This is a genomic window from Nocardioides sp. BE266 (assembly GCF_031457855.1).
GTDB lineage: Bacteria > Actinomycetota > Actinomycetes > Propionibacteriales > Nocardioidaceae > Nocardioides.
In genome coordinates this window covers 352,707-375,328 of the sequence record NZ_JAURTI010000004.1, presented here as the reverse complement: position 1 = coordinate 375,328, position 22,622 = coordinate 352,707, and the positions used below count along the sequence as shown (strand labels likewise).

The window sequence follows — 22,622 nt, the reverse complement described above, 5'->3', positions numbered from 1 at the left end:
GTGCGGGTGATGGCTCCGGGCGCGTGTCATCCGGCGCTCCCGGGGCTGCGGTGCCACAGCTTGCGGGCGACGTCCTTGACCGGGTCGCCCGCGGGCTTGACGTCGGAGTAGGGCGACATCTGGAAGCCACTCGTGTGCACGAGCACCCGCCGCTGGGCGGGCGCCTCGCCAGTCGGCTCGTGGACCCGGGCCAGCTCGGTCCGCACCGCCTCGAGCCCTTCGTCGCTGGTGCGAGCCTGCTGCCACAGCCCGTGCAGCGCCGGCAGCTCCCACGCCCCGGTCGCACGCAGCGAGACCCCACGCCGACCGGTGCGACGCAGCTCGCCGCGCACCAGCAGGAGCCACGACGAGAAGACAGTCTCGGCGTAGGGGCCCTGGGCGTCCTCGAAGAACGTCGCGTCGACCGGGCCGGTGCCGTCGTCGAGCGTCAGGAACACCACGCGTCGCCCGGACTTGATCGGCGGTGTCTGCGTGGCGACCTTGACCCCCGCGACCAGCAGCTCCGAGCGACTGCGGCGCCGCAGCAGGTCGCGGCTGCGGGTGACGCCGAGGGCGTCGAGGAACGGGTCGAACGTCGCGATGGCGTGCTGGCTGACGTCGAGGCCGAGGATCTCGAGCTCGGCTCGCATCCGCTCCACGGTGGTCATCTCCGGCAGTCCGCTGGGCCGCTCCCCCGGCTCGCCCGGCTCGTCGCCGAGCCTCAGGGTGAGCTGCACCGACTCCGCCGCGACGACCGGCCTCGCCGCCCGCGACTGGGCGGACGCGCGGGCCCACACCCCGCCGTCGGCGAGCGCGTGCCGCTCCGTCGGCTCGGCGCCGTCGCGCACCGACGGGTCGGAGCTGTTGCGCACCGCGGCGTCGGCCGCTGCGGTGGTGGCCGGCAGGGGCGCCCTTCGACGGGACAGCCCGCGCCCCCGCGAGGCCCGGTCGAGCGCGCGGGCGTGTAGGTCGAGCTCGACCACCTGGAGCAGCAGGTCGCGCCGGGTGACCCGACCCCGCCGATGCACCGCCTGCTCGCCCGACCCGATGCCGTAGACGCCGTCGAACCCGCCGGCGAGCACCAGCCGCTCGAGCACCGGTCGTGAGACGCGGGCGCGGTGGAAGAAGTCGGACAGCGACACGAAGGGGCCGCCGTCGCGGGCCTCGACGATGCGGGCGACCTCGGCCTCGCTGATCCCCTTCACGTCGGTGAGCGAGAGCCGGATCGCGTGGCTCTCGCCCGACTCGCCGCGCTCGACGACGTAGGACGACTCGCTCGCGTTGACGTCGAGGCCGAGCACCCCGATCCCGAGCTGGCGGGCGTCGTCGAGGATCAGGCGCTTGGGGTACATCCCCGGGTCGTGGGTGAGCACGCCGGACAGGAAGTGCGCGGGCCAGTGGGCCTTGAGCCACGCGGACTGGTAGGTCGGGAGGGCGAAGGCGGCGGCGTGCGCCTTGCAGAAGCCGAACGACGCGAACGCCTCCAGCACCGTCCAGACCTGCGCGACCAGGGCGAGGTCGTAGCCCCGGGCGACGGCCCGCCGGAAGAACCACGTCTTGGTCTCCGCCATCCCCACGGGGTCGCCGAGAGCCCGGCGCTTCTCGTCGCCCTCGGCGTAGGAGACGCCGCCGAACAGCGCGATCATCTCGATCACCTGCTCGTGGAAGACCACCACGCCGCGGGTCTGCTCGAGGATCGGGCGCAGGTCGTCGTGGAGGTAGTGGGCGCTCGTCCAGCCCTGCTTGACCTCGAGGTAGGGGGTGATCATGTCGCTCTTGACCGGGCCGGGCCGGAAGAGCGAGATGTCGGTGATGATGTCGCCGAAGCTCTCGATGCCGGACTTGCCGACGAGCTCGCGCTGCCCGGGCGACTCGATCTGGAAGACGCCCAGCGTCTTCGCCTCGCTGATCATCGCGTAGGTCGGGGCGTCGTCGAAGGGCACCTGCACCTCGTCGTCGAGGTCGACCGTGACGCCGTCGACGCGCTGCACCTCGGCAACCGCGTGGGCCATCGCCGACTGCATCCGGATGCCGAGCACGTCGAGCTTGAGCAGGCCGAGGTCCTCGACGTCGTCCTTGTCGAACTGGCTCATCGGGAAGCCCGCCCACGACGCCTCGACGGGCGTGCGGTCGAGCAGGGTGGTGTCGGAGAGCAGCACGCCGCAGGGGTGCACCGCGATGTGGCGGGGCAGGCCGTCGAGCCGCTCGACGAGGCCGAAGAAGTGGTCGAAGGCGCCGTCGCCGAGGCCGCTGACCCGCAGCTCGGGCAGGTCGCGCAGGGCGAGCCGGGCGTCGCGAGCGCGGATGTGCGGGAACGCCTTGGCGATCGCGTCGACCTCTCCCGGCGGCATGCCGAGCGCGGCACCGACGTCGCGCACGGCGTGGCGGACGCGGTAGGTGTCCATCATCGAGACGCAGGCGCACCGCTCGCCGCCGAACCGGTCGAGGATCGCGCGGTAGACGTCCTCGCGGCGGGCCGACTCCACGTCGACGTCGATGTCGGGCAGCGAGGCCCGCAGCGGCGAGAGGAACCGCTCCATCAGCAGCCCGTGGCGGATCGGGTCGACGCCCGAGATGCCCAGCAGGTAGTTGACCAGGCTGCCGGCCCCCGACCCCCGTGCGGCCCTTCGCACGCCCATCTCCCCGATCAGGTCGGTGACGTCGGCGACGGTGAGGAAGTACGACGCGTAGCCCAGGGACCGGATGATCTCCAGCTCATCGTCGAGCCGGGTCCAGATCCGCATCCGCGGGGCCGAGCCGAAGCGCCCGCCGATCGCGGCCTCGCACCGGAGCCGGAGCGCGACGTCGGCCGACGGCGCTGCGGCGTCGGAGAGCTCGAACTCGGGGAAGTGCACCTCGCCGATGCCGAGGTCGGCGCGCACGTCGAGCGCGCAGCGGTCGGCGACGGCCCGGGTGCGGGCGACCAGCCGCGTGGCCTCGCGGTCGCTGTCGTGGGCGAGGCCGGCGAGGCGGCAGACCTCCTCGGCGACCTCGTGCATCTGCTTGCCCGACTTGAGGAAGCCCTCGGCGTTGCCCCGCGTGGTGCCGGGCCCGACGTCGCGCAGGCTGGCCGACCCGAGCGGGACCAGCCGCCGCGCCGCGTCGAGGACGTCGATGGTGGGAGCGTCGAGGCGGTCGGCGTAGCGCACCATGTTGGTCAGCACGGAGGTGAGGCCGGCCCGGTGGGCGACGCCGGCCATCCGTGCGGCGTGCGGCGAGGTGCCCGGACCCCAGTCGCCGGCCCGCCCGCCGAGCCGGTGGGACACGAGCTCGACGACGAGGTTGGCCCGCGGCACGAGCTCGAGCCAGGGGGCAATCGCAGCCAGGGCGAAGTCGTCGCGTCGCCGGGTCGCCGCAGCCCCGAGCTCGGAGGCCGGCCCCAGCAGCACCAGCACGTCGCCGCCGGCCAGGTGAGGGGCCAGCACGTCGAGGGTGGCGACCGGACGGCCGCGCTCCCCCGACAGGTGGACCGCCGACACCATCCGGCACAGCGCGGCCCAGCCCGCGCGCCCACTCGCGAGGAACGTGACCCGCGCGCTGCCGCCCTGCTGGAGCGACAGGTCGCGCACCGCCCCACCCCGCGCCGGCGTACGACGAGGGGCCGGGCGCGCGCCGCCCGGCCCGGCCATGGTCGGAGCGACGGCCAGGTCGACGCCGAGCACCGGCCGGATCCCCGCCCGAGCGGCGGCCCGGGCGAACTTCACCGCGCCGTAGGTGCCGTCGCGGTCGGTGAGGGCGAGCGTGTCCATCTCCTGCTCGGCGGCCCGCTCCACCAGGACGTGCGGGTGGGACGCGCCGTACTGCAACGAATAGCCGGAGGCGACGTGGAGGTGGACGAAGGGGTCGGGTGACACCCGCGGCCTCAGGCGACGCTGGCGTGGGGCACCAGGCCGAGCGCCTGCTCGACCACGGCGAGGAACCGGTCGGCGTCGCGCACCAGGTCGTCGGCCTCGCGCTCGGTGACTGCGCGGGTCGAGCCGGCCTCGGCGGCGGCCCGCTTGGCGGCACCGGCGGCGAAGAAGGTCGCCCACTCGGAGAGCTCCGGTGCGACCTCCGCGAGCAGGACCCACGCGTTCTTCTGGCGTCGTCCTCGTGGGGCGGGCCGGGCCCGCGCCGCGAGAAGGGCGGCCGCGGCGCACAGCGCGGCGACGTGGGCGCAGGCATAGCGGGTGGGCACGTCGCGCGCCGTGATCGACTCGCGGAGCGAGGTGGCCGAACGCTCGAGGTAGGAGTGGGCGGTGGCCGGCAGCGCGTGGGGGCTCATCAGGTCCACCTCAGTCCACGCAGCCCACGAGCTGCCAGCGCCCGTCGGTCCAGTCGAAGGAGAGGTCGAAGACGCCGTAGGACTCCTGCGCCTCGCTCGGGATCCCGCGACCGGCCTCGACCCGCCAGAGCTCACGCTCGGCGACGAGGTCGGCCGGCGCCGCCTGCTCCGAGGCCTCAGCCCCCGCGGACCGCGCGGTCTGCCACCACGGACCGGTCTCCACCCAGTGCGCGACCACCGCGCGCACCTTCCACAACCGCCCGCGCCACAGGAACTGGTCGGGGTCCTCGGTCTCGCCGCGTCGCACCTCGACGGGGTCGTCGTACTGCCTCATTGCGCCTCCTCGACACGTCCGTCGACCCCGGGGTCGACCCGGTGGTGATGGGGGTCGAGGTCACCGCCACCGGGTCGCATCGAACATCTGTTCGAACACCCAGAACGGTACTACCCCCCACCGACAGCCCGTCAAGCCGTTCGAGGAGGAATCGGCGAACTGTGGACGAAGGGTGGATCAGACCTGGCGGAGGTAGGCGCTGGTCTCGCGCTGCCACAGGAAGAACGAGAGGACCAGGCCCTCCACGATCACCAGGGCGGAGAGCACCACGAAGATCGTCGGGAGGTGCGAGTCGAGCGCGACCGCACCCACCAGCACGCCCACACCGGCCGTGGCCGTCAGCACGAAGCGCGCCCACCCGTGGCCGCCCATGAAGAACGAGCCGAGCACCATCGCCAGGAGCGCGAAGCCGACGAACGCCACGATCGAGAGCGCCACGAAGCCCGGCACGATCGGGCTCTCGCGCAGCTGGTCGATGCCGCCCTGCGCCAGGATCTCCTGCGCCGACGGGTTGCCCTCGGCCCACCCGAGGATGACGTCGTCACGCATCAGCCAGATGAGGAGCGTGATCACCCCCGAGGTCGCCACGATCAGGCCCAGCACTCGCATGCTGTTGACCACGGATCCGGGCACGTCGCGCGCCATGCAAAACTCCCTCGGGCTGGTCGGTCGTCGTCGCTAGGCTCACCATCATGTCGAGCGAGCACACGTCCATCACCTCATTTCGAGGCGAGCTCACCCGGCGCGGCGGCACGGGTGACGTGGTCATCCTGCCCGACAGCGCCCACACTGCGGCACTCGCCGCGGCGGCGCTGGGGTGTGAGGTCGGCGCCATCGCCAACAGCCTGCTCTTCGACAGCGACGGCGAGCCGGTCCTGATCCTCACCTCGGGTGCCCACCGGGTCGACACGAAAGCCACCGCGGAGCGCATGGGCGTGGGCCGCCTCAAGCGTGCCGACCCCGACTTCGTACGACGCCACACCGGCCAGGTCATCGGCGGCGTCTCCCCCATCGACCACCCCACCCCCATCCGCACCTGGATCGACCCGTGGCTGCGGCAGCACGAGGTGGTGTGGGCGGCGGCCGGCCACCCCGCGGCCGTCTTCTCCTCGACCTACGACGAGCTGGTCGCGATGACCGACGCGGTCGAGGTGCAGGTGGACTGATGGACGCGCTCGCACTCACCTTCTCCAGCGGCTGGGCCAGCGGCATCAACGCCTACCTCGTGGTGCTCGTGCTCGGCATCGCCGACCGGGTCGGCTCGTTCACCGACATCCCCGACGTGCTGGCCCGCTGGGACGTGCTGGCGGTGGCCGGATTCCTCTACGCGATGGAGTTCATCGCCGACAAGATCCCCTACATCGACTCGACCTGGGACGCGATCTCCACGGCGATCCGCCCGACGGCCGGGGCGGTCATCGGCGTGCTGCTCGCCGGTGACGCCGACTCGCTCGACCAGGCGGTGCTCGGCGTGGTCGGCGGCGGCACCGCGCTGCTCAGCCACCTGGCGAAGGCCGGCGGCCGCCTGGCCATCAATTCCTCGCCCGAGCCCGTGACCAACGTCGTGGCCAGCCTCAGCGAGGACGCCGCAGTGCTCGGCGTCGTGTGGTTCTCGCTCGAGCACCCGAGGGCTGCAGCCGCGATCGCCGCGGTCCTGCTGGTGCTGGGCCTCACCATGCTCTACGTCCTCGGCCGGGCGATCCGCCGCGGCTGGCGACGCTGGAAGAAGCGGGACCCAGTCCAGCAGGTCGCCTGACGCCCGCGCCCACCCTCTAGGGTTCCGACCGTGGCGCGGGTCGTGGTGGTGGGCGGTGGCTTCGGCGGCATGGCCGCGGCGGCCCGGCTCGCCAAGGTCGGCCACGAGGTGACCCTGCTCGAGCGGTCCGACCGCCTGGGCGGTGCGCTCACGACCGAGGAGCTCGACGGCTTCGCGTGGGACGCCGGACCGACGACCACGCTCCTGCCGGCCGTGATCCGCGACCTGTTCCGCAAGTCGGGCCGTCCGCTCGAGCGCGAGGTCGACCTCCAGCCCCTCGACCTCGTCCGCGAGCACCGCTTCGAGGACGGCACCTCGCTGCGCCTGCCCGGTGGCTCCCGGTCGGCACAGCTCGAGGCCGTCGACGCGCTCGCGCCCGGCCTCGGTCGGCAGTGGGTCGACCACGTGGCGTCGTACGGCGACACGTGGGAGCTGCTGCGCAAGGAGTGGTTCGAGCGGCCCTTCGACGACGACGTGGCGCCGCGCGAGCTCACCGACCTGCTCGGTCGCCGCGAGTCGCTCCACAAGCGGCTCCGGAAGGCGCTCACCGACGAGCGGCTGCGGCTGGTCGCCGGCCACCGACTGGTGATGGACGGCCACGACCTCCGCGACGTACCGGTCTTCGCCGGGGTCGACGCCTACCTCGAGCAGCGCTTCGGCGCCTGGACCGTGCCCGGCGGGCTTGCGGCCCTCGGCACGGCGATGGCCGAACGGCTGGAGCTGCGCGGCGTCACGGTGCTGACGGGCGCCGAGGCGCTCGACCTGGTCGTCGGCGACGCGGGCGTCGCCGCGGTCCGGACGGCTCAGGGCGAGGTCCCGGCGGACCGGGTGGTCGTGGCGATCGACCCGCGCCGCCTCCCTGCGCTGGCGTCGTACGTCAGGAGGACGATGCCGGCCATCCCGCCGGTCGTGTGCCACGTGGGGTTGGAGGGCGAGGTGCCCGAGATCCCGCACGAGGTCGTGCTGCACGGCGACCCGCTGCTGGTCGTGCGCACCGGCGGCCGCGCACCCGACAGCGGTGCGGCGTGGACCGTGCTCGGTCGCGGCCGGCTCGCCGAGGACCCGCTGCTGGCGCTCGCGCGCCGCGGGATCGACGTACGACGTCAGGTGGTCGCGCGCGTCGACCGCTCGCCGCGCGAGCTCGTCGAGCAGTGGGGCGGCTCGCCCCACGGGATGCTGTGGCAGGGCCCGCGCACCGCGCGCAGCCGGCTGGGTCCCCGGACGCCGGTGCCGGGCGTGCTGGCGGCGGGCGCCCATGCCACGACCGGCAGCGGCCTGCCGTTCGCGGGGCTCAGCGCGGCGCTGGTGGCCGAGCTGGTCGGACGGGCCTGATCAGGCCAGCTCCCACACGACCGTGACGGTCGTGGTCACGGTCGTCTCCCCCGGCTCGATCCCGCCGCCGGAGTCGCGCATCATCGCCATCTTGGGCATCGGGCCGGGTGCGTCCGCGCCGTCCTCGACGACCGACTGCACGGCGCCGAGGCCCGCGCCGGCCATCCGCGCGAGGGCGGCCGCCTTCTCGCGGGCGTCGTGGAAGGCCGCCTCGCGGGCCTTGCCGCCGGCACCGTGGTCCTCGGTGACCTCGAGGCCGACGCTGTCGACGGCCAGGCTGTCGCCGACCTCGCGGGCCAGCTCGCCGAGCATCGTGCCCGCCTCGGCGAGGTCGGTGCAGGCAATCGCGAACGCGTGGCGCGCCTCGTAGCCCTGCCTGCGCCCCTCGTGGTCGTGGAACGGCCACACCGAGATGCCCGTCGACGCGATGCGCCGGGTGTCGGTGTGGCGCCCGGCCACCTCGACCACCGTCGTCGCGCTGCCCGCCATGGCGTCGTACGCCTCCGCGACGCCGGCTCCGCGGGCGACCGCGGCGACGCGCACGACGGCGCTGTCGGGCGCGACCTTGGCGGTGCCGGTTCCGGTGACGGTGACGGTGCGCATGACGTCACCGTAGTGCGCGGCGGAAGCCCCCGCCTCAGACGCAGATGCGGAGGTTGTCGAAGATCTCGCGCGTCGCGCGGGAGCGGTTGAGCGTGTAGAAGTGCAGGCCCGGAGCGCCGGCGTCGAGGAGGTCGGCGCACAGCTCGGTCGCGATCGCGATCCCCTCCTCGCGCAGGCGGGCGGGGTCGTCGGCGTGGGGCGTGAGCCGGTCGTGGACCTCCTGCGGCAGGTGCCGGCGCGAGAGCTCGACCATCCGCTCCATCGAGCGGAGGTTCAGGATCGGCATGATGCCGGGGATGATCGGCAGGTCGGCGCCGACGGCCTCGGCCCGCTCGACGAGCGCGACGTAGTCGGAGGCCCGCAGCACCATCTCGGTGACGGCGAACTCGGCCCCCGCGTCGTACTTCGCCTTGAGGACCTGCGCGTCCTGCTCGAGGCTGACGGCGTCGACGTGGCCCTCCGGGAAGGCCGCGACGCCGATACGCATGTCGGGCCGCCGCCGGATCAGCGAGACCAGCTCGCTCGCGTAGGTCAGGCCACCCTCGGTGGGCGTCCACGGCGTGCCCGGGCCGCCCGGCGGGTCTCCCCGCAGCGCCATGATGTGCTGGACCCCGGCCGCGTCGAGGTCGTCGAGGATCCCCTCGATCTCCCCCGTCGTGTGGCCGACGCAGGTCAGGTGCGCGACCGGCAGCATGCCGGTCTCGCGGGCGATCCGCGCGGTGATCGCCACCGTGCGGTCGCGGGTGGTGCCTCCGGCGCCGTAGGTCACCGAGACGAAGGTCGGGCCGTAGGGCTCGAGCTCGGTGATGGCCTGCCAGAGCTGCTGCTCCCCGGCCTCGTCCTTGGGCGGGAAGAACTCGAAGGAGAAGGATCGGTCTCCGCGCGCGAGCAGCTCGCGCATGCTCAGTCCCCGTGCGTGCGTCATACGCAACAGCCTACGGAGGACCGCGCCGTCAGCCGCATCCTGTCCGATGTTTAGGCTGAATAGGTGACGACCTGGGACCCCGCAGCCTTCCGCCACGAGGTCCAGGAGGTGCTGGACGCCTTCCTCGACGAGCGCGCGGCCGAGCTGGCCCCGCTCGGTCCCGACGCGACCCGCCTGATCACCGAGGCGCGTACGGCCGTGCGCGGCGGCAAGCGGTTCCGTGCGGCCTTCTGCCACTGGGGCTACCGCGCGATCCGGCCCGAGGTCTCGGACCCGGCCGCCCTGGCCCGCGCGTGCGCCTCGCTGGAGATGCTGCACGCGAGCGCGCTGGTCCACGACGACTACATGGACGCCTCCGACACCCGTCGCGGCCGCCCGGCGACGCACCGCGCCTTCGAGGCCGAGCACCGCGCCGCCGGCTGGCGCGGCGACCCGGCCCAGTACGGCGCCGCGGCCGCGATCCTGCTCGGCGACCTCCAGCTCGGCTGGGCCGGCGACATGCTGCGGCACAGCGGGTTCACCGCGTCCGAGACCGCGGCCGGGCTCCAGCTGTTCGAGCTGTGCCGCAACGAGGTCATCGCCGGGCAGTTCCTCGACGTCTCGGTCCAGGCGCGCGGTCGTGCCGACGTCGACACCGCGATGACGGTCCTGCGCTACAAGTCGGCCAAGTACTCCATCGAGCGGCCGCTGCACATCGGGGCCGGCCTCGCCGGCGCGAGCGACGTACAGCTCGAGCAGCTGACGCGCTTCGGCCTCCCGCTCGGTGAGGCCTTCCAGCTGCGCGACGACCTCCTCGGCGTCTTCGGCGACCCCGAGGAGACCGGCAAGCCCGCCGGCGACGACCTCGTCGAGGGCAAGCGCACGGTGCTCGTCGCCCTTGCGCTCGACGCCGCGCCCCAGGCGCAGGCCCAGCGCCTCGACGCCGCCCTCGGTACGCCGCTCACCGCCGCCGACGTCGACGAGCTGCGCGGCATCATCGAGGACTCCGGCGCCCGCGCCCAGGTCGAGGACGTCATCGGCCACCTCTCCGACCGTGCCGTCGAGTCGCTCCAGGCCGCTGACGTCGACCCCCACGCCCGCGAGGTGCTCACCCAGCTGGCGGCGGCGGCCACACAGCGCACGGTCTGACTGCCACTAGATCGAGGGCCTTGGTTTCGACACGCTCGCTGCGCTCGCTGCTCAACCAGCGGGGAGCACGCGCCGCCCGGATCGCCCCAGCCTCCCCAGCACACGCGCTCGGCGCCCGACGTCGTCTGGACTGAGGAGCGAGCGAGCGCGACGAGCGCAGCGAGGCAGCTCGGGAGCGACGAGGGAAGACGACGTCTTGCAGGGCGCCGAGCACGCGCGAGCGGAGCGAGCGCCAAATAGCACCGTCCCCAGCCTGAAGCAGCCTGGTTTCGAGGCTCGCTTCGCTCGCACCTCAACCAGCGGTCAGGTCCTAGTCGAGGCTGGTGATGCCGGGGACGGCAGGTCCCTCGCCGCGGAGGAGGACGGTGAAGGGGACACCGCGGTCGGCGTTGACGCGGGAGCCGAGGACGCTGAGGGCGACGTTGAAGGCGCGCTCGTCGGCGCGGGCGAGGGTGGACCAGCCGTCCCAGAGGAGGATCACGCCGCCTGCGTGGGCGCCGATGTCGTGGAGGCAGTCGGCGAGGGCGTCGAAGTTCTGCCCGTAGTGGTCGGGGAAGTCGAGCGCCTCCCCCACCGCGGCGAGGAAGCCCGACTTGGTGTCGCCCACGGTCCAGCCGTCGACGTGCCCGAAGGCCCAGCCGGCGTGCTCCACCGAGTGCCGTACGTCGTCGACCTCGAATGCGCCGTGCCAGAGGTGGATCCCCGGTGCCTCGTGCCCGGCCAGGACTGCTGCGAGTCCGCTCATGTCGACTACCTCGCTATGCGTGAGAAGGACCTGTAGTGGTCGCCCGTGTAGTAGAGCTCCCCGTCCTCGCCGACCACGATGCGTCGGGCGCCGCGGTCGTCGGAGCCGGGAGTGGGGACCGTGTACTCCTTGTAGTAGCCCAGAGGGTGGTCGGGCAAGAGGTCCTCGCGGTTCTCGAAGGTCACGCCGTCGCGGTCCTCCGGGAACGGGCCGCCCGCGTCGATCAGGTCGAGCGTGTCGGCGGCCTCGGGCGGCAGGTCGGCGACCTGCACGATCGGCAGCCCGCTCTCGGGGTCGGTGCCCCCGTCGCCGCCGGTGTCGTCGGTCGTCGTCGGCGTGGTGGCCCCGGTGACCTCGGGGCTCGACGAGGCCGACGACGAGGACGAGGACGAGGTGTCGCCCTCCGGGTCGTCCTGGCCGTTGCCGCCAGTGAGCAGCCAGCCGATGAGCAGGACCGCGACGAGGAGCAGCAGCCCCCACTGGTAGCGCTGACGGCCCGTCGTCGGCTGGGCCATCAGTACTCCAGCACCTGGGCCCGGCGCTTGACCTCGCTGCCGCGGTTCTCCCGCAGCGCGTCGATCGGACGGCCGGGCAGGTCGTCGTCGGTGAAGAGCCACGCGATGCACTCGCGGTCGTCGAACTTGTGGTCGTGGAGCATCATCAGCAGGCCGGAGAGGCCCTTGACGACGAGGCCGTCCTGGATGAAGTCGGCCGGCACCCGGGGGCCGGTGCCCGGCTCGGAGACGGCGGCAGCGAGCTCGTGCTCCTTGATCATCGTGCGGACCCGGCTTGGGGTCACGCCGAGCTGCTCGGCCACCTGTCCCCAGTCGAGCCACTCGGGCACGAGGGCGGCCAGGTCACGGTCGGCGAGGGGGACGTCACTCATGGGCGGAGTCTGTCACGCGCGACACGCCCGACCCACCCGGCGCCTCGCGTCGGCGACGAGCGGTCGCTACCGTCGAATGCTCGTCCGCGCGCTTCCCTCCCACGGGCCTCGGACCCTGTGGGCGCAGCGGACGGGACCAGGAGCAGCAGTGCCCCGACAGTTCCCCCGCATGATGGCAACGCTCGTCCTCGGCCTGACGGTGTCGAGCCTCGTCGCTGCACCCGCCCACGCCGACCACGAGCGGCTGCCCGCCGGACGCAAGGCGGTGCCGTACGTCGTCGAGCGGGGCGACACCGCGTCGGGCCTGGCGAGCAGGTTCCACGCGTGGACGGCCGAGCTGATCTCCTACAACCACCTCGGCAGCGCGGGCAGCCTGCGGGTCGGGCAGCGGATCGTCATCCCGGTCGTCAGGAAGGGCGACCGCAGCGGCGACAAGGACACGGACCGCGGCACCACGATGTGGCAGCACCCCGTCCGGAGCCGCGAGAAGGTCCGCCGCGTGATCGCGGGTGCCGCGCGCAACCACGGCGTCGACCCGCAGCTCGCGCTGGCGGTCGCGTGGCAGGAGTCGGGCTGGCAGATGGGCGTGGTGTCCGGCGCCCACGCGATCGGCGCGATGCAGGTGCTGCCGTCGACCGGGCGGTGGATGGAGGGCTACGCGGGCCGTCGCCTGCACCTGCGCTCGCTCGGCGACAACGCGACGGCCGGAGTGCTGCTGCTCCGGGTGCTGGCGCGCCACACGCATCGTCGTACCCACACGATCGGCGCCTACTACCAGGGCCTCGGGGCGGTGCGGCGGCACGGGCTCTACGAGGAGACCCGGACCTACGTCGACAACGTCGAGGCGATCAAGCGGCGTCTCGAGGCCGGCCGCCCGCCGGCCTGAGCGACTCGCGGGCGGCTCGCAGGCACCCGCACGCGGGCGGACGTGGACTTGTCGCCGCGCTGACGCCCTTCGTAGGTTGTCCGGATGCGCTCTCTCCGATCCACCCTCGCCGCCGCGCTCGTCGGGCTGTTGGCCCTGACGCTCTCGCCGGCGGTCTCCCCTGCCTCAGCAGTCCCCGACCACCGCGTCCCCGGCCCGATCCACGCCGGCAACACCTGGGGCTGGTACCAGTACGGCGTCTTCCGCCAGGAGTTCGTCGGCCCCAAGCCGGCCTACTGGAAGAAGCACGGCCGCGGCATCGTCCGCACCCAGCACGGGATGCTCACGCTGATGACCACCCGCAAGGGCAGCGTCTCGGCCAAGCTCGACCTGCCTGGCCACACCTACGGCCGCTGGGAGATCCGCGCCCGCGCCCGCCGGATGGGCACCACCCCGGGCGGCAGCAACTACAAGGTGGTCACCGAGCTCGTCCCCGCGGGCAAGCGCCCCCAGCACTGCGGCGGCCGCGACATCGCGCTGAACAACTGGACGCTCGGCACGAACACCGTGAAGTCCTACGTCCACACCCTGCCCAACAGCTCCTACCGGGGCTTCAAGGGTCGCAACCTCAGCAACGACCGCTGGCACACCTACGCCGTCGAGGTCGCCAAGGACCACATCTCGTGGTTCGTGGACGCGAAGATCATCCACACCGAGCGACGCGCCGCGGCCCTCGACCCGGTGCCCCGGCAGCTGAAGTTCGAGCTGCGCTCGAAGGGCCAGAAGAAGATGCACCCGGCCCGGATGCAGATGGACTGGATGCGCTACTGGACCATGCGCGCCCCCAACGAGCGCTCCGTCAAGGCACCCCAGCTCGAGCTGAGCACCTACAACGACGCCTGCTGAGGAGTGATCCGGCGCCGGACCAGTCAGGGTGCGCGCCACGCCGGGGCCGAGACGAGAGACGGCTCCGAGCGTGGTTTCCGTACGATGGTCGCGCCGGATCCTTCCCCGTCCGGCGTTGGAGGTCGACGTGGAGCCACCCGAGCACGCCCGCGCAACCGCGCCCGGCGCCGCTGGCGACCCCCTGACCGGACGGCTGCTCGACCGCCGCTACCGCATCGGGGCCCGGGTGGCGCGCGGTGGCATGGCCAGTGTCTACGAGGCCACCGACACTCGTCTGGACCGCACCGTCGCGGTCAAGGTGATGCACCCGGGCCTGGGTGACGACCAGCAGTTCGCCGAGCGCTTCGTGCGGGAGGCGCGCGCCGCGGCCCGTCTCAACCACCCCCACGTCGTGGGCGTCTACGACCAGGGCGACGACACCTCCGACGGCACCGACACCGTCTTCCTCGTCATGGAGTACGTCCCGGGCCACACCCTGCGCGACGTGATCCGCAAGGAGGCGCCGATGCCTCCGAGCAGGGCGCTGGCCCTGCTCGAGCCGGTCGTCTCCGCGCTCGCCGCCGCCCACCGCGCCGGCCTGATCCACCGCGACGTCAAGCCCGAGAACGTCCTCATCGCCGACGAGGCGCACGGCGGCCGGGTCAAGGTCGCCGACTTCGGCCTCGCCAAGGCGGTCAGCGCCGACACCCAGCACACCGCCACCGGCGGCGTCCTGATCGGCACCGTCTCCTACCTCGCGCCCGAGCTCGTCGTCGACGGCCGGGCCGACGCCCGCGCCGACGTCTACGCCACCGGCGTCGTCCTCTACGAGCTGCTGACCGGCAGCAAGCCGCACGAGGGCGAGTCGCCGATCCAGGTCGCCTACCGCCACGTCCACCACGACGTACCCCTCCCCTCGCTCGTGGAGCCGGGCATCCCCGACTACGTCGACGCGCTCGTCGCGCGGGCCACCTCGCGCGACCGCAGCCAGCGCCCGGCCGACGCTGCCGTGCTGCTCCACCACGTCCACCGGGTCGCACAGGCGCTCCGCGAGGGGCTCACCACCGACCCCGAGCTCGCCGAGGACCTGATGCCGCGCCGGGCGCCCGACGCCGACGACGCCTCCGAGGGCCACGGCTACGACACGATGCCGCAGCCGTTCGACGCCGCGGCGCTGGCCCTGCTGACGGAGGTCGACCCGAAGGAGTCCGGGCTGGTCGACGACGGCAGCCCCGACCGGACGACGGCGATCGAGCGCCACCCGGCGCCCCCGGCTCCCGAGCCGGAGGTCGTCGAGCCCGAGCCCGTCACCACCGCGATGCCCGTCCGTCCCAAGGACACCGAGGCGGCACCGCCACCCCGTACGCCGTCGCGCGCACCGTCGCGCGCCCCCAGCCCGGTCGCCCCGGTCACCACGACGGCCCGGCGACGCTCCGTCAAGGGCCCGCTCCTGCTGCTGCTCGCGCTCCTGCTCGTCGCGGGCGTCGGCCTCGGCGCCTACTGGTTCGGCTGGGCGCGCTACACCACGGCGCCCGCCGTGCTGGGGCTCGACGAGGCCGCGGCGACCGCGCGGCTGGAGAAGGCCGGGCTCGAGGCGGAGGCCGGCGACCCGGCGTACTCGGAGAACGTCGCGGCCGGCCTGGTCATCGCCACCGATCCGAAGCCCGGCGGCAAGGTCCTCGACGGCGGCACCGTCTCGTTGACCCTCTCGCTCGGCCCCGAGCGCTACGACGTGCCCCAGCTGAAGGGGCAGACCGAGGACCAGGCGCAGGACGCGCTGGCCGCGACCAACCTCGACTTCGGCAAGAGCGTCGGACGGTGGAGCGAGAAGGTCCCCGAAGGGCAGGTCATCCGCACCTCCCCCAAGGCCGGCACCACGCTGAAGCCCGGCGCCACGGTCGACCTGGTCCTCAGCAAGGGCCGCAAGCCGCTCGAGATCAAGGACTGGACGGGCAAGTCGTTCGACGACGCCAAGGCTGCGCTCGAGAAGCGCAAGCTGAAGGTGACGGTCGCCAGCGACGAGTACAGCGACACCGTCGCCGAGGGCGACATCATCTCCCAGGACCCCACCACCGGCACGCTCTACCGCGGCGACACCGTCTCGTTCGTGGTGTCGCAGGGACCCGAGCTGGTCGAGGTGCCGCGGGTGCGCGCGATGGGCGTGGAGGCGGCCACCGAGCTGCTCCAGGGCCTCGGCTTCGAGGTGGTCACCGAGGAGGCCGACAACTACCTCGGCCTCGGCTTCGTGTTCAGCTCCGACCCGGACCAGGGCGCGCAGGTCCCGAAGGGCTCGACGATCACGCTGTTCCTGATCTGACGCCCTAGATTTCGTCCGTGGAATCCGCGCACGACCGTCGTACGACCCTGCTCGCGGCGGCGGCGCTGCTGGGGCTCGCCGCCTGCTGGGGCTCGACGTTCTTCCTGATCAAGGACCTGCTCGACCGGGTGCCGACCCTCGACTTCCTGGCGCTCCGGTTCAGCATCGCGTCGCTGGCCCTCCTCGTCGTCGCGCCGAAGGCGATCGGCCGCCTCTCCCCTGTCGTGCGCCGGCACGCGGTGGTGCTCGGCCTGCTCTACGGCGTCGCGCAGATCCTGCAGACCGCCGGCCTCGCGCACACACCGGCCAGCATCAGCGGCTTCGTCACCGGCCTGTACGTCGTCTGCACCCCGCTGCTCGCCGCGGCGATCCTGCGGACCCGGATCCCGCCGATCACCTGGGTGGCCGTCGTGCTCGCCACCGTCGGCCTCGGCGTGCTCGCGCTCAACGGCTTCAGCATCGGCTACGGCGAGCTGATCACGCTGTCCTCCGCCGTCCTCTACGCGCTGCACATCGTCGGGCTCGGCGCCTGGTCGACGGCCCAGGACGCCGTCGGCATCACCATCCTCCAGGTCATGGTCATCGCACTGGTGTGCACGCTCGCGACCGTGCACGACGGGATCGTGCTGCCGGACCGCACGGGCGACTGGGTGTCGGTGGCCTACATGGCCGTCATCGTGGGCGCCCTCGGGCTGCTCGGCCAGACGTGGGCGCAGGCCCACCTGCCGCCCACCCGCAGCGCGATCATCATGAGCATGGAGCCCGTCTTCGCCTCGTTCTTCGCCGTCTGGCTGGGCGGTGAGGACCTGACCACGAGGCTGCTGGTCGGCGGCTCGATGGTGCTGGTCGCGATGCTGACCGTCGAGCTCGCGCCCCGGCGCGTGGTCGAGGGCGAGGTCCCGCACATCGCCGTCTGACCCGAGATCAGGAGCCCGCAGTGGGCGCCGCCCCCTATCGTGGGGCCGTGGACACCTGTGTGAGGTGCGGGGCCGAGCTCGGTGTGGGCCGGTTCTGCCTCAACTGCGGGCACCCGATCGGGGCGCCCGCTCCCGCCGCGCCCAAGGCGGCCGTCGCGCCGGCTCCCGCGGCCGCCCCGACACCCGAGGCGACCACTCCGACGTCCGCTCAGAAGCCCACCCCGAAGCCGGCTCCCGAGCACCCGACCGCCGAGGCCGAGGACGTGCCCGAGGTGAGCGAGGCCCCGCCCGCCGCCGTACCCGTGCAGGCGGCCGACCCCGTCCCGCTCCCACCCGCGCCGGTCGTGCCGCCAGGGCGCGAGCCGCGGTTCCGGCTGCGCGGGCGGCCCGCGGCCACGGCCCGCGAGGACGCGGTGCCCGCGGCGGGCACGGTCGCCACGGCGACCTCCGAGTGGGACCCCGAGCGCGACCTGCTGCCCTACCACGAGGTCGACGAGCTGGAGCCCGAGGCGCCGCTCACCGGCCTGGCCTGGGTCTACTGGGTGGTCGGCGCGGTCGCGCTGGTCGCCCTCATCTTCGTCCTGCTGCAGGTCTTCAAGAGCGACCCGGTCGACGACACGGCGAGCGAGCAGCCGGCCGGCCAGTCGTCGACGACGCCTGACGACGGAGCCAGCGACCCGGACGAGACGACCACCGACGGCTCCGAGTCGCCGGCACCGGAGGGTGTCGGCAAGCGGTTCGACCTCGCCGACACGGCCACCTTCACCGCGCCGGACACGGCCCCGCCGACGCAGGACTTCGACGGCAACACCGTCGCCTACGAGGCGAGCCAGATGGGCGACGGCAACCCGGCCACCACCTGGCGGATGGCCGGCGACGCCACCGGGCAGAGCATCACCATCTCGCTGGCCGAGCCCGGCGTGATCAACCGCGTCGGGCTCATCAACGGCTACGCCAAGCAGGTCGCGGGGGTGAACTGGTACCCCAACAACCGCCGCATCCTCAGCGCCACCTGGGCCTTCGACGACGGCACCACGGCCGAGCAGACCTTCGCGGAGCGACCGACCATGCAGCTGCTCAAGGTGCCGCCGGTGAAGGCGAGCACGGTCACCCTCACCATCACCTCGGTCACGCCTCCCGGCAGCGGTCCGCTCGGGCGCGACTACACCGCCATCAGCGAGGTCACGCTGGTCGGCCGCCGAGCCGCCTGAGCATGCCCCGCACCGTCATCACGCCCATCGCGGACGACGACTCGCGACGCCTCGCGGTCGGGGTGTGGGAGGCGGCGCGGCGGGCCACCGGTCGGCGCCCGTCGACGACGAGGAGCGAGCGCGTCGCGGCCAAGGTGGCGACCCGGGTGGCGGACGGCGACGTCGCCCTGCTCGCCCATTACGGCGAGCGGGTGGCAGGGATGCTCGTCGCGGAGCCCTACCGTGGCGACGACGGGCCGGACGCCGCGTGCGGCCACCTGTCCATGGTCTTCGTCGATCCCGCCCTGTGGGGGTGCGGCGTCGCGGGCGCCCTTGTGCGCTCGTTGCAGCGCGGCGACCACGGCCCGGGCTGGACCCGGCTCTCGGTCTGGACGCGCGAGACCAACCGCCGCGCCGAGCGGCTCTACGTCGCGCGCGGCTTCGCCGACACCGGCGAGCGCGCGACCCTCCACGAGGGCGAGGTCATCTGCCGCTGGGAGTGGCGCGCAGACGCGTGAGGCTCAGCCCAGCCGGGCGAGCACCGCGGCTGCCCGCTCGGCGTCGGCGCGGGTGACGTCGAGGTGGGTGACCAGGCGCACCGCGCGCGGCCCGACGGCAGCGATGCGTACGCCCTCCTCCGCCGCGGCGGCCACGAAGGACTGCGCGTCGGGCCGCTGCACGACGACGATGTTGGTGTCCACGGTCTCCGGGTCGAGGCTCAGCGCCTCGCCGAGCAGCCGGGCATGGGCATGGTCGTCGGCGAGCCGCTCGACGTGGTGGTCCAGGGCGTACGCACCGGCTGCCGCGAGCACGCCGACCTGGCGCATCCCGCCGCCCATCCGCTTGCGTCGCACCCGCGCCTCGGCGATCGCGTCGGCGGAGCCGATCATGAGCGAACCGATCGGGGCGCCCAGGCCCTTGGACAGGCACACCGCGAGGACGTCGGCGACGCGGCCGTAGTCGGCCAGCGGCGTGCCCGTCGCGACGTGGGCGTTCCAGAGGCGCGCGCCGTCGAGGTGGACCGACGTTCCGGTGGTGTCGGCCCAGGCGCGGAGCTCCTTCAGGTCCTCGAGCGGGAGCACCGCACCGCCGGCGAAGTTGTGGGTGTTCTCCACCGAGACGGCTGCCGTGCGGACGAAGAACGGCCCCATGTCGGGGGCGTGCATCGACTCGATCGCGGTCAGGTCGACCTGGCCGCGCGGGTCGGTCCAGGTGCGCATGGTGATGCCGGTGATCGCGCCGTGCGCTCCGAGTTCGGCGCGCGCGATGTGGGCCGAGGACTCGCAGAGCACCTCCTGGCCCGGCGCGACGACGCTCGCCACCGCGAGGACGTTGGCCATCGAGCCGGTGGGCGTGAACAGCGCGGCATCGTGGCCGAACATCCCCGCGACCCGCTCCTCGAGCGCCGCGACCGTCGGGTCCTCGCCGTAGACGTCGTCACCGACCTCCGCGCGGGCCATCGCCTCGCGCATCGCCTCGGTCGGCCGGGTCAGGGTGTCGGAGCGCAGGTCGATCACACCGTCATCCAACCAGCCGGCATCGCCGTACCGCCGAGCGGTGCGTGAGGCGGGTTCTGGGCACCGGAAAGCCGCCTCACTCACCGCCGGGGCGCGCGTTGGCGTACGACACTCCGGCGGGCGGTGCGTGAGGCGGGTTCTACGGCCCGAAAAGCCGCCTCACGCACCGCCCGAACGAAGCTCAGGCCTTGCGAAGCATCTCCGCGACGAGGAACGCGAGCTCGAGGGACTGGACCCGGTTGAGGCGCGGGTCGCAGACCGACTCGTAGCGGTTGGCCAGCTGGGCCTCGTCGATCTCCTCGCCGCCGCCGACGCACTCGGTGACGTCGTCACCGGTGAGCTCGACGTGGATGCCGCCCGGCCAGGTGCCGAGGCTGCGGTGGACGTCGAAGAAGCCCTGGACCTCGTCGATCACGTCGTCGAAGCGGCGGGTCTTGTAGCCCGAGGACGCCTCGAAGGTGTTGCCGTGCATCGGGTCGCAGACCCACGCCACGTTGAGGCCCTCGGCGGTGACCTTCTCGACCAGCGCGGGCAGGCCGTCGCGGATCTTGCCGGCGCCGAAGCGGGTGATGAACGTCAGCCGGCCCGGGGTGTTCTCCGGGTTGAGGCGCGCGGCGTAGGCCAGCGCGTCGTCGGGGCTCGTGGTCGGGCCGAGCTTCATGCCGATCGGGTTCTTGATCCGCGACAGCAGCTCGACGTGGGCGCCGTCGAGCTGGCGGGTGCGCTCACCGATCCACACGAAGTGCGCCGAGACGTTGTAGGGCTGGTCGGTGCGCGAGTCGATGCGCGTCAGGGCCTGTTCGTACTCGAGCAGCAGGGCCTCGTGGCTGGAGTGGAAGTCGACGCGGTGGAACTCGTCGGGGTCGGCGCCGATCGCCTTCATGAAGGTCAGCGCGCGCTCGATCTCGTCGGCCATCGCCTCGTAGCGCTGGCCGAACGGCGAGGTCTGCACGAAGTCGGTGTTCCAGGTGTGCACCTGGCGCAGGTCGGCGTAACCACCGGTGACGAAGGCGCGGACCAGGTTGAGCGTCGCCGCCGAGGAGTTGTAGACCTCGACCAGGCGCTGCGGGTCGGGGACGCGGGCCTCGGGCGTGAAGTCGTAGCCGTTGACCGCGTCGCCGCGGTAGGCCGGGAGGGTGATGCCGTTGCGGGTCTCCTCGTCGGAGCTGCGCGGCTTGGCGTACTGGCCGGCGAGGCGGCCGAGCTTCACGACCGGCACCGAGGCGGCGTACGTCAGGACGACGGCCATCTGCAGGAGCACGCGCAGCTTGTTGCGCACGTTGTCGGCGGTGACGCCGGCGAAGGTCTCGGCGCAGTCGCCGCCCTGGAGCAGGAACGCCTCGCCACGGGTGACCGCGGCGATCTTCTCGGTCAGGTCGTCGCACTCGCCCGCAAAGACGAGCGGCGGCGCAGTCCTCAGTCGGGCGACCGCAGCGTCGACCGCCCCGGAGTCGGGGTAGGTCGGCTGCTGCAACGGCTCGAGGGCGTGCAACTGCTCGAGGGTGGGGATCGCGCTCACCGGACAAGGGTACGGCGCCGAGCACGCCCGACCCGAACCCTGACCGCCCGCTGAACGGCGCTCGTCAGCCCCTCGGCTCGAGCACTCCCTCGGCCGAGTCGACGCGCACGCCGCCCGAGGCGGTCCGGTGGGCCTCGAGGGTGCCGGTGACGATCGAGGGACGCGGGTAGCTGATGTGACCGGGAGCACCCTGGCGCGACGTCGTCCAGAGCCGGTCGTCGAAGCTGATCGTGCCGCGGAACTGGTGGTTCTCCAGGACCAGCTCGTCGGCGGTCGCCTGCCCGACGACGTACGACGCCTCGCCGCGGTAGAACAGCGAGCCGTGCGAGACCTCGAGGAGGCCGTCGTGCACGTGCACGGTCTGGTCGTGCACCTCGCCGCTCAGGTAGACGTCGACGCCACCGCGGACCATGGCCTTCCAGAGGTCGGAGCGGTAGCCCTTCTCGTACACGAGGTGGCTGGAGTTGCGGGTGCGGACGTCGCCGGTCATCGGCGTGTGGCCCTGCACCATCACCCACGGCACGTCGTCCTTGCGCGCCTTGCGCAGCACGCCCTTCAGCCAGCTCAGCTGCTGCGGGTCGACCGAGATGTGCACGTCTCCCCCGCGCCGCTCGAAGACGTCGATCGTCACGAGCAGCACGTTCTCGTCGAGCCGCGTGGCGTAGGCGGTGTCATGGGCCGGGCCCGGGGGCCGGTCGGTGAACCGCGGACGGCCGTCGGCGCGGGTCAGCATCTGCCGGGCGTAGAGCGTCTTGAACTCGAGCACGTGCCGTCGCTTGAAGTCGATCCACGCGTCGTTGCGCGGCTTGCGCCACGGGTCGTCGCCGATCTCGTGGTCGCCCACGGCGGTGTACGTCCTCAGGCCGAGCGCCTCGAAGCGGTCGCGGTAGGCCGGGAAGTAGGTCGCCGCGGCGCGGCGCCAGGCGCGCAGCCGCTGGGCCTCCGTCCGCACCGGCCCGAACACCCCGGTGCGCGAGTCGTCGCGACCCCACCGGCCCTCGACGAGGTCGCCCGCCACGAGCACGTCGTCGGTGTCGTGGGAGGCCATCTCGGTCATCACGTGCTCGAGCGCGGCGTCGTACTCGCTGTTCGTGGAGTTGGCCACCTCGCCGGTGCGGCGGTCGACGAACTGGCGCCGGCCGTCAGCGGTGAGGTCGGCGACGTCCTGGTTGAGGAAGTCGGGGGTGGAGATGAAGCGGTAGGCCCCGGGGAGGTCGGCGACCCGCGGCACCGGTGGCCGGTCGCGCGGGTTGCTGCGCTCCACCGGTCCGGGGGGCCCTGACGTGTCGTCCGGAGCCACGCTCGCCGGCGGGTAGTCGCCCGGAGTGGCGCTCGCCGACGGCGAGGCCGGGCTGGTGACGGCGGAGCACCCGAGCGCGGAGGCGATGAGCACAGCCGCCAGCGGCCCGAGAGGTCGTCGTGTCACCGGGACACCGTAGAGGGCGGCACCCAGCGGTCCG

The 22,622-nt window shown here is 73.1% G+C and carries 22 protein-coding genes; 10 read left to right on the top strand and 12 right to left on the bottom strand.

The genetic code is table 11. The features are described from left to right. Window positions 1-26 precede the first annotated feature (26 nt). The 4 genes from J2X46_RS14145 to J2X46_RS14130 form a co-directional block, all read right to left on the bottom strand. Window positions 27-3,833 (bottom strand): DNA polymerase III subunit alpha, encoded by a 3,807-nt coding sequence (locus tag J2X46_RS14145; RefSeq protein ID WP_310251588.1) that lies wholly within the window; start codon window positions 3,831-3,833, stop codon window positions 27-29. An 8-nt stretch (window positions 3,834-3,841) separates the two neighbouring features. After that, window positions 3,842-4,243 (bottom strand): SAV_6107 family HEPN domain-containing protein, encoded by a 402-nt coding sequence (locus J2X46_RS14140; RefSeq protein ID WP_310251586.1) that lies wholly within the window; start codon window positions 4,241-4,243, stop codon window positions 3,842-3,844. Window positions 4,244-4,253: 10 nt separating this feature from the next. Further along, window positions 4,254-4,577, bottom strand: a complete 324-nt coding sequence (locus tag J2X46_RS14135; protein ID WP_310251584.1) for a DUF6504 family protein — start codon at window positions 4,575-4,577, stop codon at window positions 4,254-4,256. 177 nt (window positions 4,578-4,754) lie between these two features. Beyond that, complete coding sequence (locus J2X46_RS14130; protein ID WP_310251582.1) at window positions 4,755-5,222, bottom strand: hypothetical protein; 468 nt, start codon at window positions 5,220-5,222, stop codon at window positions 4,755-4,757. Between the two features lie 47 nt (window positions 5,223-5,269). On the opposite strand from J2X46_RS14130, the gene J2X46_RS14125 reads away from it, so the two are divergent. From J2X46_RS14125 to J2X46_RS14115, 3 genes are read left to right on the top strand one after another with little or no spacing between them, the layout of a single operon-like run. Continuing rightward, entirely contained in the window at window positions 5,270-5,743 is a 474-nt protein-coding gene (locus tag J2X46_RS14125) for a YbaK/EbsC family protein (protein WP_310251580.1), read from the top strand. After that, window positions 5,743-6,333: a DUF4126 domain-containing protein gene (locus J2X46_RS14120; RefSeq protein ID WP_310251578.1), complete on the top strand. Its 591-nt coding sequence runs from the start codon at window positions 5,743-5,745 to the stop codon at window positions 6,331-6,333. Before J2X46_RS14125 ends, J2X46_RS14120 begins: the two co-directional genes overlap by 1 nt. A gap of 30 nt (window positions 6,334-6,363) precedes the next feature. Then, window positions 6,364-7,665 carry an FAD-dependent oxidoreductase gene (locus J2X46_RS14115; protein ID WP_310251576.1) on the top strand — a complete coding sequence of 434 codons (1,302 nt, stop codon included), beginning with the start codon at window positions 6,364-6,366 and terminating at the stop codon, window positions 7,663-7,665. On the opposite strand, the gene J2X46_RS14110 is transcribed toward J2X46_RS14115, so the two are convergent. Continuing rightward, on the bottom strand, window positions 7,666-8,268 hold the full coding sequence (locus J2X46_RS14110; RefSeq protein ID WP_310251574.1) for an SIMPL domain-containing protein: 603 nt from the start codon (window positions 8,266-8,268) through the stop codon (window positions 7,666-7,668). A 34-nt stretch (window positions 8,269-8,302) separates the two neighbouring features. Beyond that, complete coding sequence (gene metF, locus J2X46_RS14105) at window positions 8,303-9,193, bottom strand: methylenetetrahydrofolate reductase [NAD(P)H] (protein WP_310251572.1); 891 nt, start codon at window positions 9,191-9,193, stop codon at window positions 8,303-8,305. A 63-nt stretch (window positions 9,194-9,256) separates the two neighbouring features. On the opposite strand from metF, the gene J2X46_RS14100 reads away from it, so the two are divergent. After that, the gene (locus J2X46_RS14100; RefSeq protein ID WP_310251571.1) at window positions 9,257-10,321 is read left to right on the top strand and encodes a polyprenyl synthetase family protein; all 1,065 of its coding nucleotides are present in this window, start codon (window positions 9,257-9,259) and stop codon (window positions 10,319-10,321) included. Between the two features lie 310 nt (window positions 10,322-10,631). On the opposite strand, the gene J2X46_RS14095 is transcribed toward J2X46_RS14100, so the two are convergent. Genes J2X46_RS14095 through J2X46_RS14085 form a run of 3 tightly spaced genes read right to left on the bottom strand, consistent with a single transcriptional unit; the run spans window position 10,632 to window position 11,952 of the window. Next, the gene (locus J2X46_RS14095; RefSeq protein ID WP_310251569.1) at window positions 10,632-11,066 is read right to left on the bottom strand and encodes a barstar family protein; all 435 of its coding nucleotides are present in this window, start codon (window positions 11,064-11,066) and stop codon (window positions 10,632-10,634) included. A gap of 5 nt (window positions 11,067-11,071) precedes the next feature. Next, window positions 11,072-11,581 (bottom strand): ribonuclease domain-containing protein, encoded by a 510-nt coding sequence (locus J2X46_RS14090; protein ID WP_310251567.1) that lies wholly within the window; start codon window positions 11,579-11,581, stop codon window positions 11,072-11,074. Further along, window positions 11,581-11,952: an Rv2175c family DNA-binding protein gene (locus J2X46_RS14085; protein WP_310251565.1), complete on the bottom strand. Its 372-nt coding sequence runs from the start codon at window positions 11,950-11,952 to the stop codon at window positions 11,581-11,583. The genes J2X46_RS14090 and J2X46_RS14085 overlap by 1 nt, the downstream gene beginning before the upstream one ends. A gap of 169 nt (window positions 11,953-12,121) precedes the next feature. Between J2X46_RS14085 and J2X46_RS14080 the strand changes: the two genes are divergently transcribed. The 6 genes from J2X46_RS14080 (at window position 12,122) to J2X46_RS14055 (ending at window position 18,644) form a co-directional block, all read left to right on the top strand. Then, entirely contained in the window at window positions 12,122-12,838 is a 717-nt protein-coding gene (locus J2X46_RS14080; protein WP_310251563.1) for a transglycosylase SLT domain-containing protein, read from the top strand. A gap of 84 nt (window positions 12,839-12,922) precedes the next feature. Then, window positions 12,923-13,723, top strand: coding sequence for a family 16 glycosylhydrolase (locus J2X46_RS14075; RefSeq protein WP_310251561.1), 801 nt, complete (start codon window positions 12,923-12,925; stop codon window positions 13,721-13,723). A 127-nt stretch (window positions 13,724-13,850) separates the two neighbouring features. Then, entirely contained in the window at window positions 13,851-16,019 is a 2,169-nt protein-coding gene (gene pknB / locus J2X46_RS14070) for a Stk1 family PASTA domain-containing Ser/Thr kinase (protein ID WP_310251559.1), read from the top strand. Window positions 16,020-16,036: 17 nt separating this feature from the next. After that, window positions 16,037-16,936: a DMT family transporter gene (locus J2X46_RS14065; RefSeq protein WP_310251557.1), complete on the top strand. Its 900-nt coding sequence runs from the start codon at window positions 16,037-16,039 to the stop codon at window positions 16,934-16,936. Between the two features lie 47 nt (window positions 16,937-16,983). Further along, window positions 16,984-18,147, top strand: coding sequence for an NADase-type glycan-binding domain-containing protein (locus J2X46_RS14060; RefSeq protein WP_310251556.1), 1,164 nt, complete (start codon window positions 16,984-16,986; stop codon window positions 18,145-18,147). Window positions 18,148-18,149: 2 nt separating this feature from the next. Beyond that, a complete protein-coding gene (locus J2X46_RS14055) occupies window positions 18,150-18,644 on the top strand; it encodes a GNAT family N-acetyltransferase (protein ID WP_310251555.1) in 495 nt (164 codons plus the stop codon). A 3-nt stretch (window positions 18,645-18,647) separates the two neighbouring features. Here the strand turns inward: J2X46_RS14055 and J2X46_RS14050 are convergent, their stop codons facing one another. The 3 genes from J2X46_RS14050 to J2X46_RS14040 all read right to left on the bottom strand — a co-directional run bounded on the left by J2X46_RS14050 (window position 18,648) and on the right by J2X46_RS14040 (window position 22,588). After that, on the bottom strand, window positions 18,648-19,643 hold the full coding sequence (locus tag J2X46_RS14050; protein ID WP_310251552.1) for a GntG family PLP-dependent aldolase: 996 nt from the start codon (window positions 19,641-19,643) through the stop codon (window positions 18,648-18,650). Between the two features lie 181 nt (window positions 19,644-19,824). Beyond that, complete coding sequence (locus J2X46_RS14045; protein WP_310251550.1) at window positions 19,825-21,162, bottom strand: class II 3-deoxy-7-phosphoheptulonate synthase; 1,338 nt, start codon at window positions 21,160-21,162, stop codon at window positions 19,825-19,827. Window positions 21,163-21,226: 64 nt separating this feature from the next. Beyond that, entirely contained in the window at window positions 21,227-22,588 is a 1,362-nt protein-coding gene (locus J2X46_RS14040; protein ID WP_310251548.1) for a metallophosphoesterase, read from the bottom strand. Window positions 22,589-22,622 lie beyond the last annotated feature (34 nt).

Coding starts and splice junctions, on each gene's coding strand:
- J2X46_RS14140 (WP_310251586.1), bottom strand. CDS start 4,243: ATGAGCCCCCACGCGCTGCCGGCCACCGCCCACTCCTACCTCGAGCGT.
- J2X46_RS14135 (WP_310251584.1), bottom strand. CDS start 4,577: ATGAGGCAGTACGACGACCCCGTCGAGGTGCGACGCGGCGAGACCGAG.
- J2X46_RS14130 (WP_310251582.1), bottom strand. CDS start 5,222: ATGGCGCGCGACGTGCCCGGATCCGTGGTCAACAGCATGCGAGTGCTG.
- J2X46_RS14125 (WP_310251580.1), top strand. CDS start 5,270: ATGTCGAGCGAGCACACGTCCATCACCTCATTTCGAGGCGAGCTCACC.
- J2X46_RS14120 (WP_310251578.1), top strand. CDS start 5,743: ATGGACGCGCTCGCACTCACCTTCTCCAGCGGCTGGGCCAGCGGCATC.
- J2X46_RS14110 (WP_310251574.1), bottom strand. CDS start 8,268: ATGCGCACCGTCACCGTCACCGGAACCGGCACCGCCAAGGTCGCGCCC.
- metF (WP_310251572.1), bottom strand. CDS start 9,193: ATGACGCACGCACGGGGACTGAGCATGCGCGAGCTGCTCGCGCGCGGA.
- J2X46_RS14095 (WP_310251569.1), bottom strand. CDS start 11,066: ATGAGCGGACTCGCAGCAGTCCTGGCCGGGCACGAGGCACCGGGGATC.
- J2X46_RS14090 (WP_310251567.1), bottom strand. CDS start 11,581: ATGGCCCAGCCGACGACGGGCCGTCAGCGCTACCAGTGGGGGCTGCTG.
- J2X46_RS14085 (WP_310251565.1), bottom strand. CDS start 11,952: ATGAGTGACGTCCCCCTCGCCGACCGTGACCTGGCCGCCCTCGTGCCC.
- J2X46_RS14080 (WP_310251563.1), top strand. CDS start 12,122: ATGATGGCAACGCTCGTCCTCGGCCTGACGGTGTCGAGCCTCGTCGCT.
- J2X46_RS14075 (WP_310251561.1), top strand. CDS start 12,923: ATGCGCTCTCTCCGATCCACCCTCGCCGCCGCGCTCGTCGGGCTGTTG.
- J2X46_RS14055 (WP_310251555.1), top strand. CDS start 18,150: ATGCCCCGCACCGTCATCACGCCCATCGCGGACGACGACTCGCGACGC.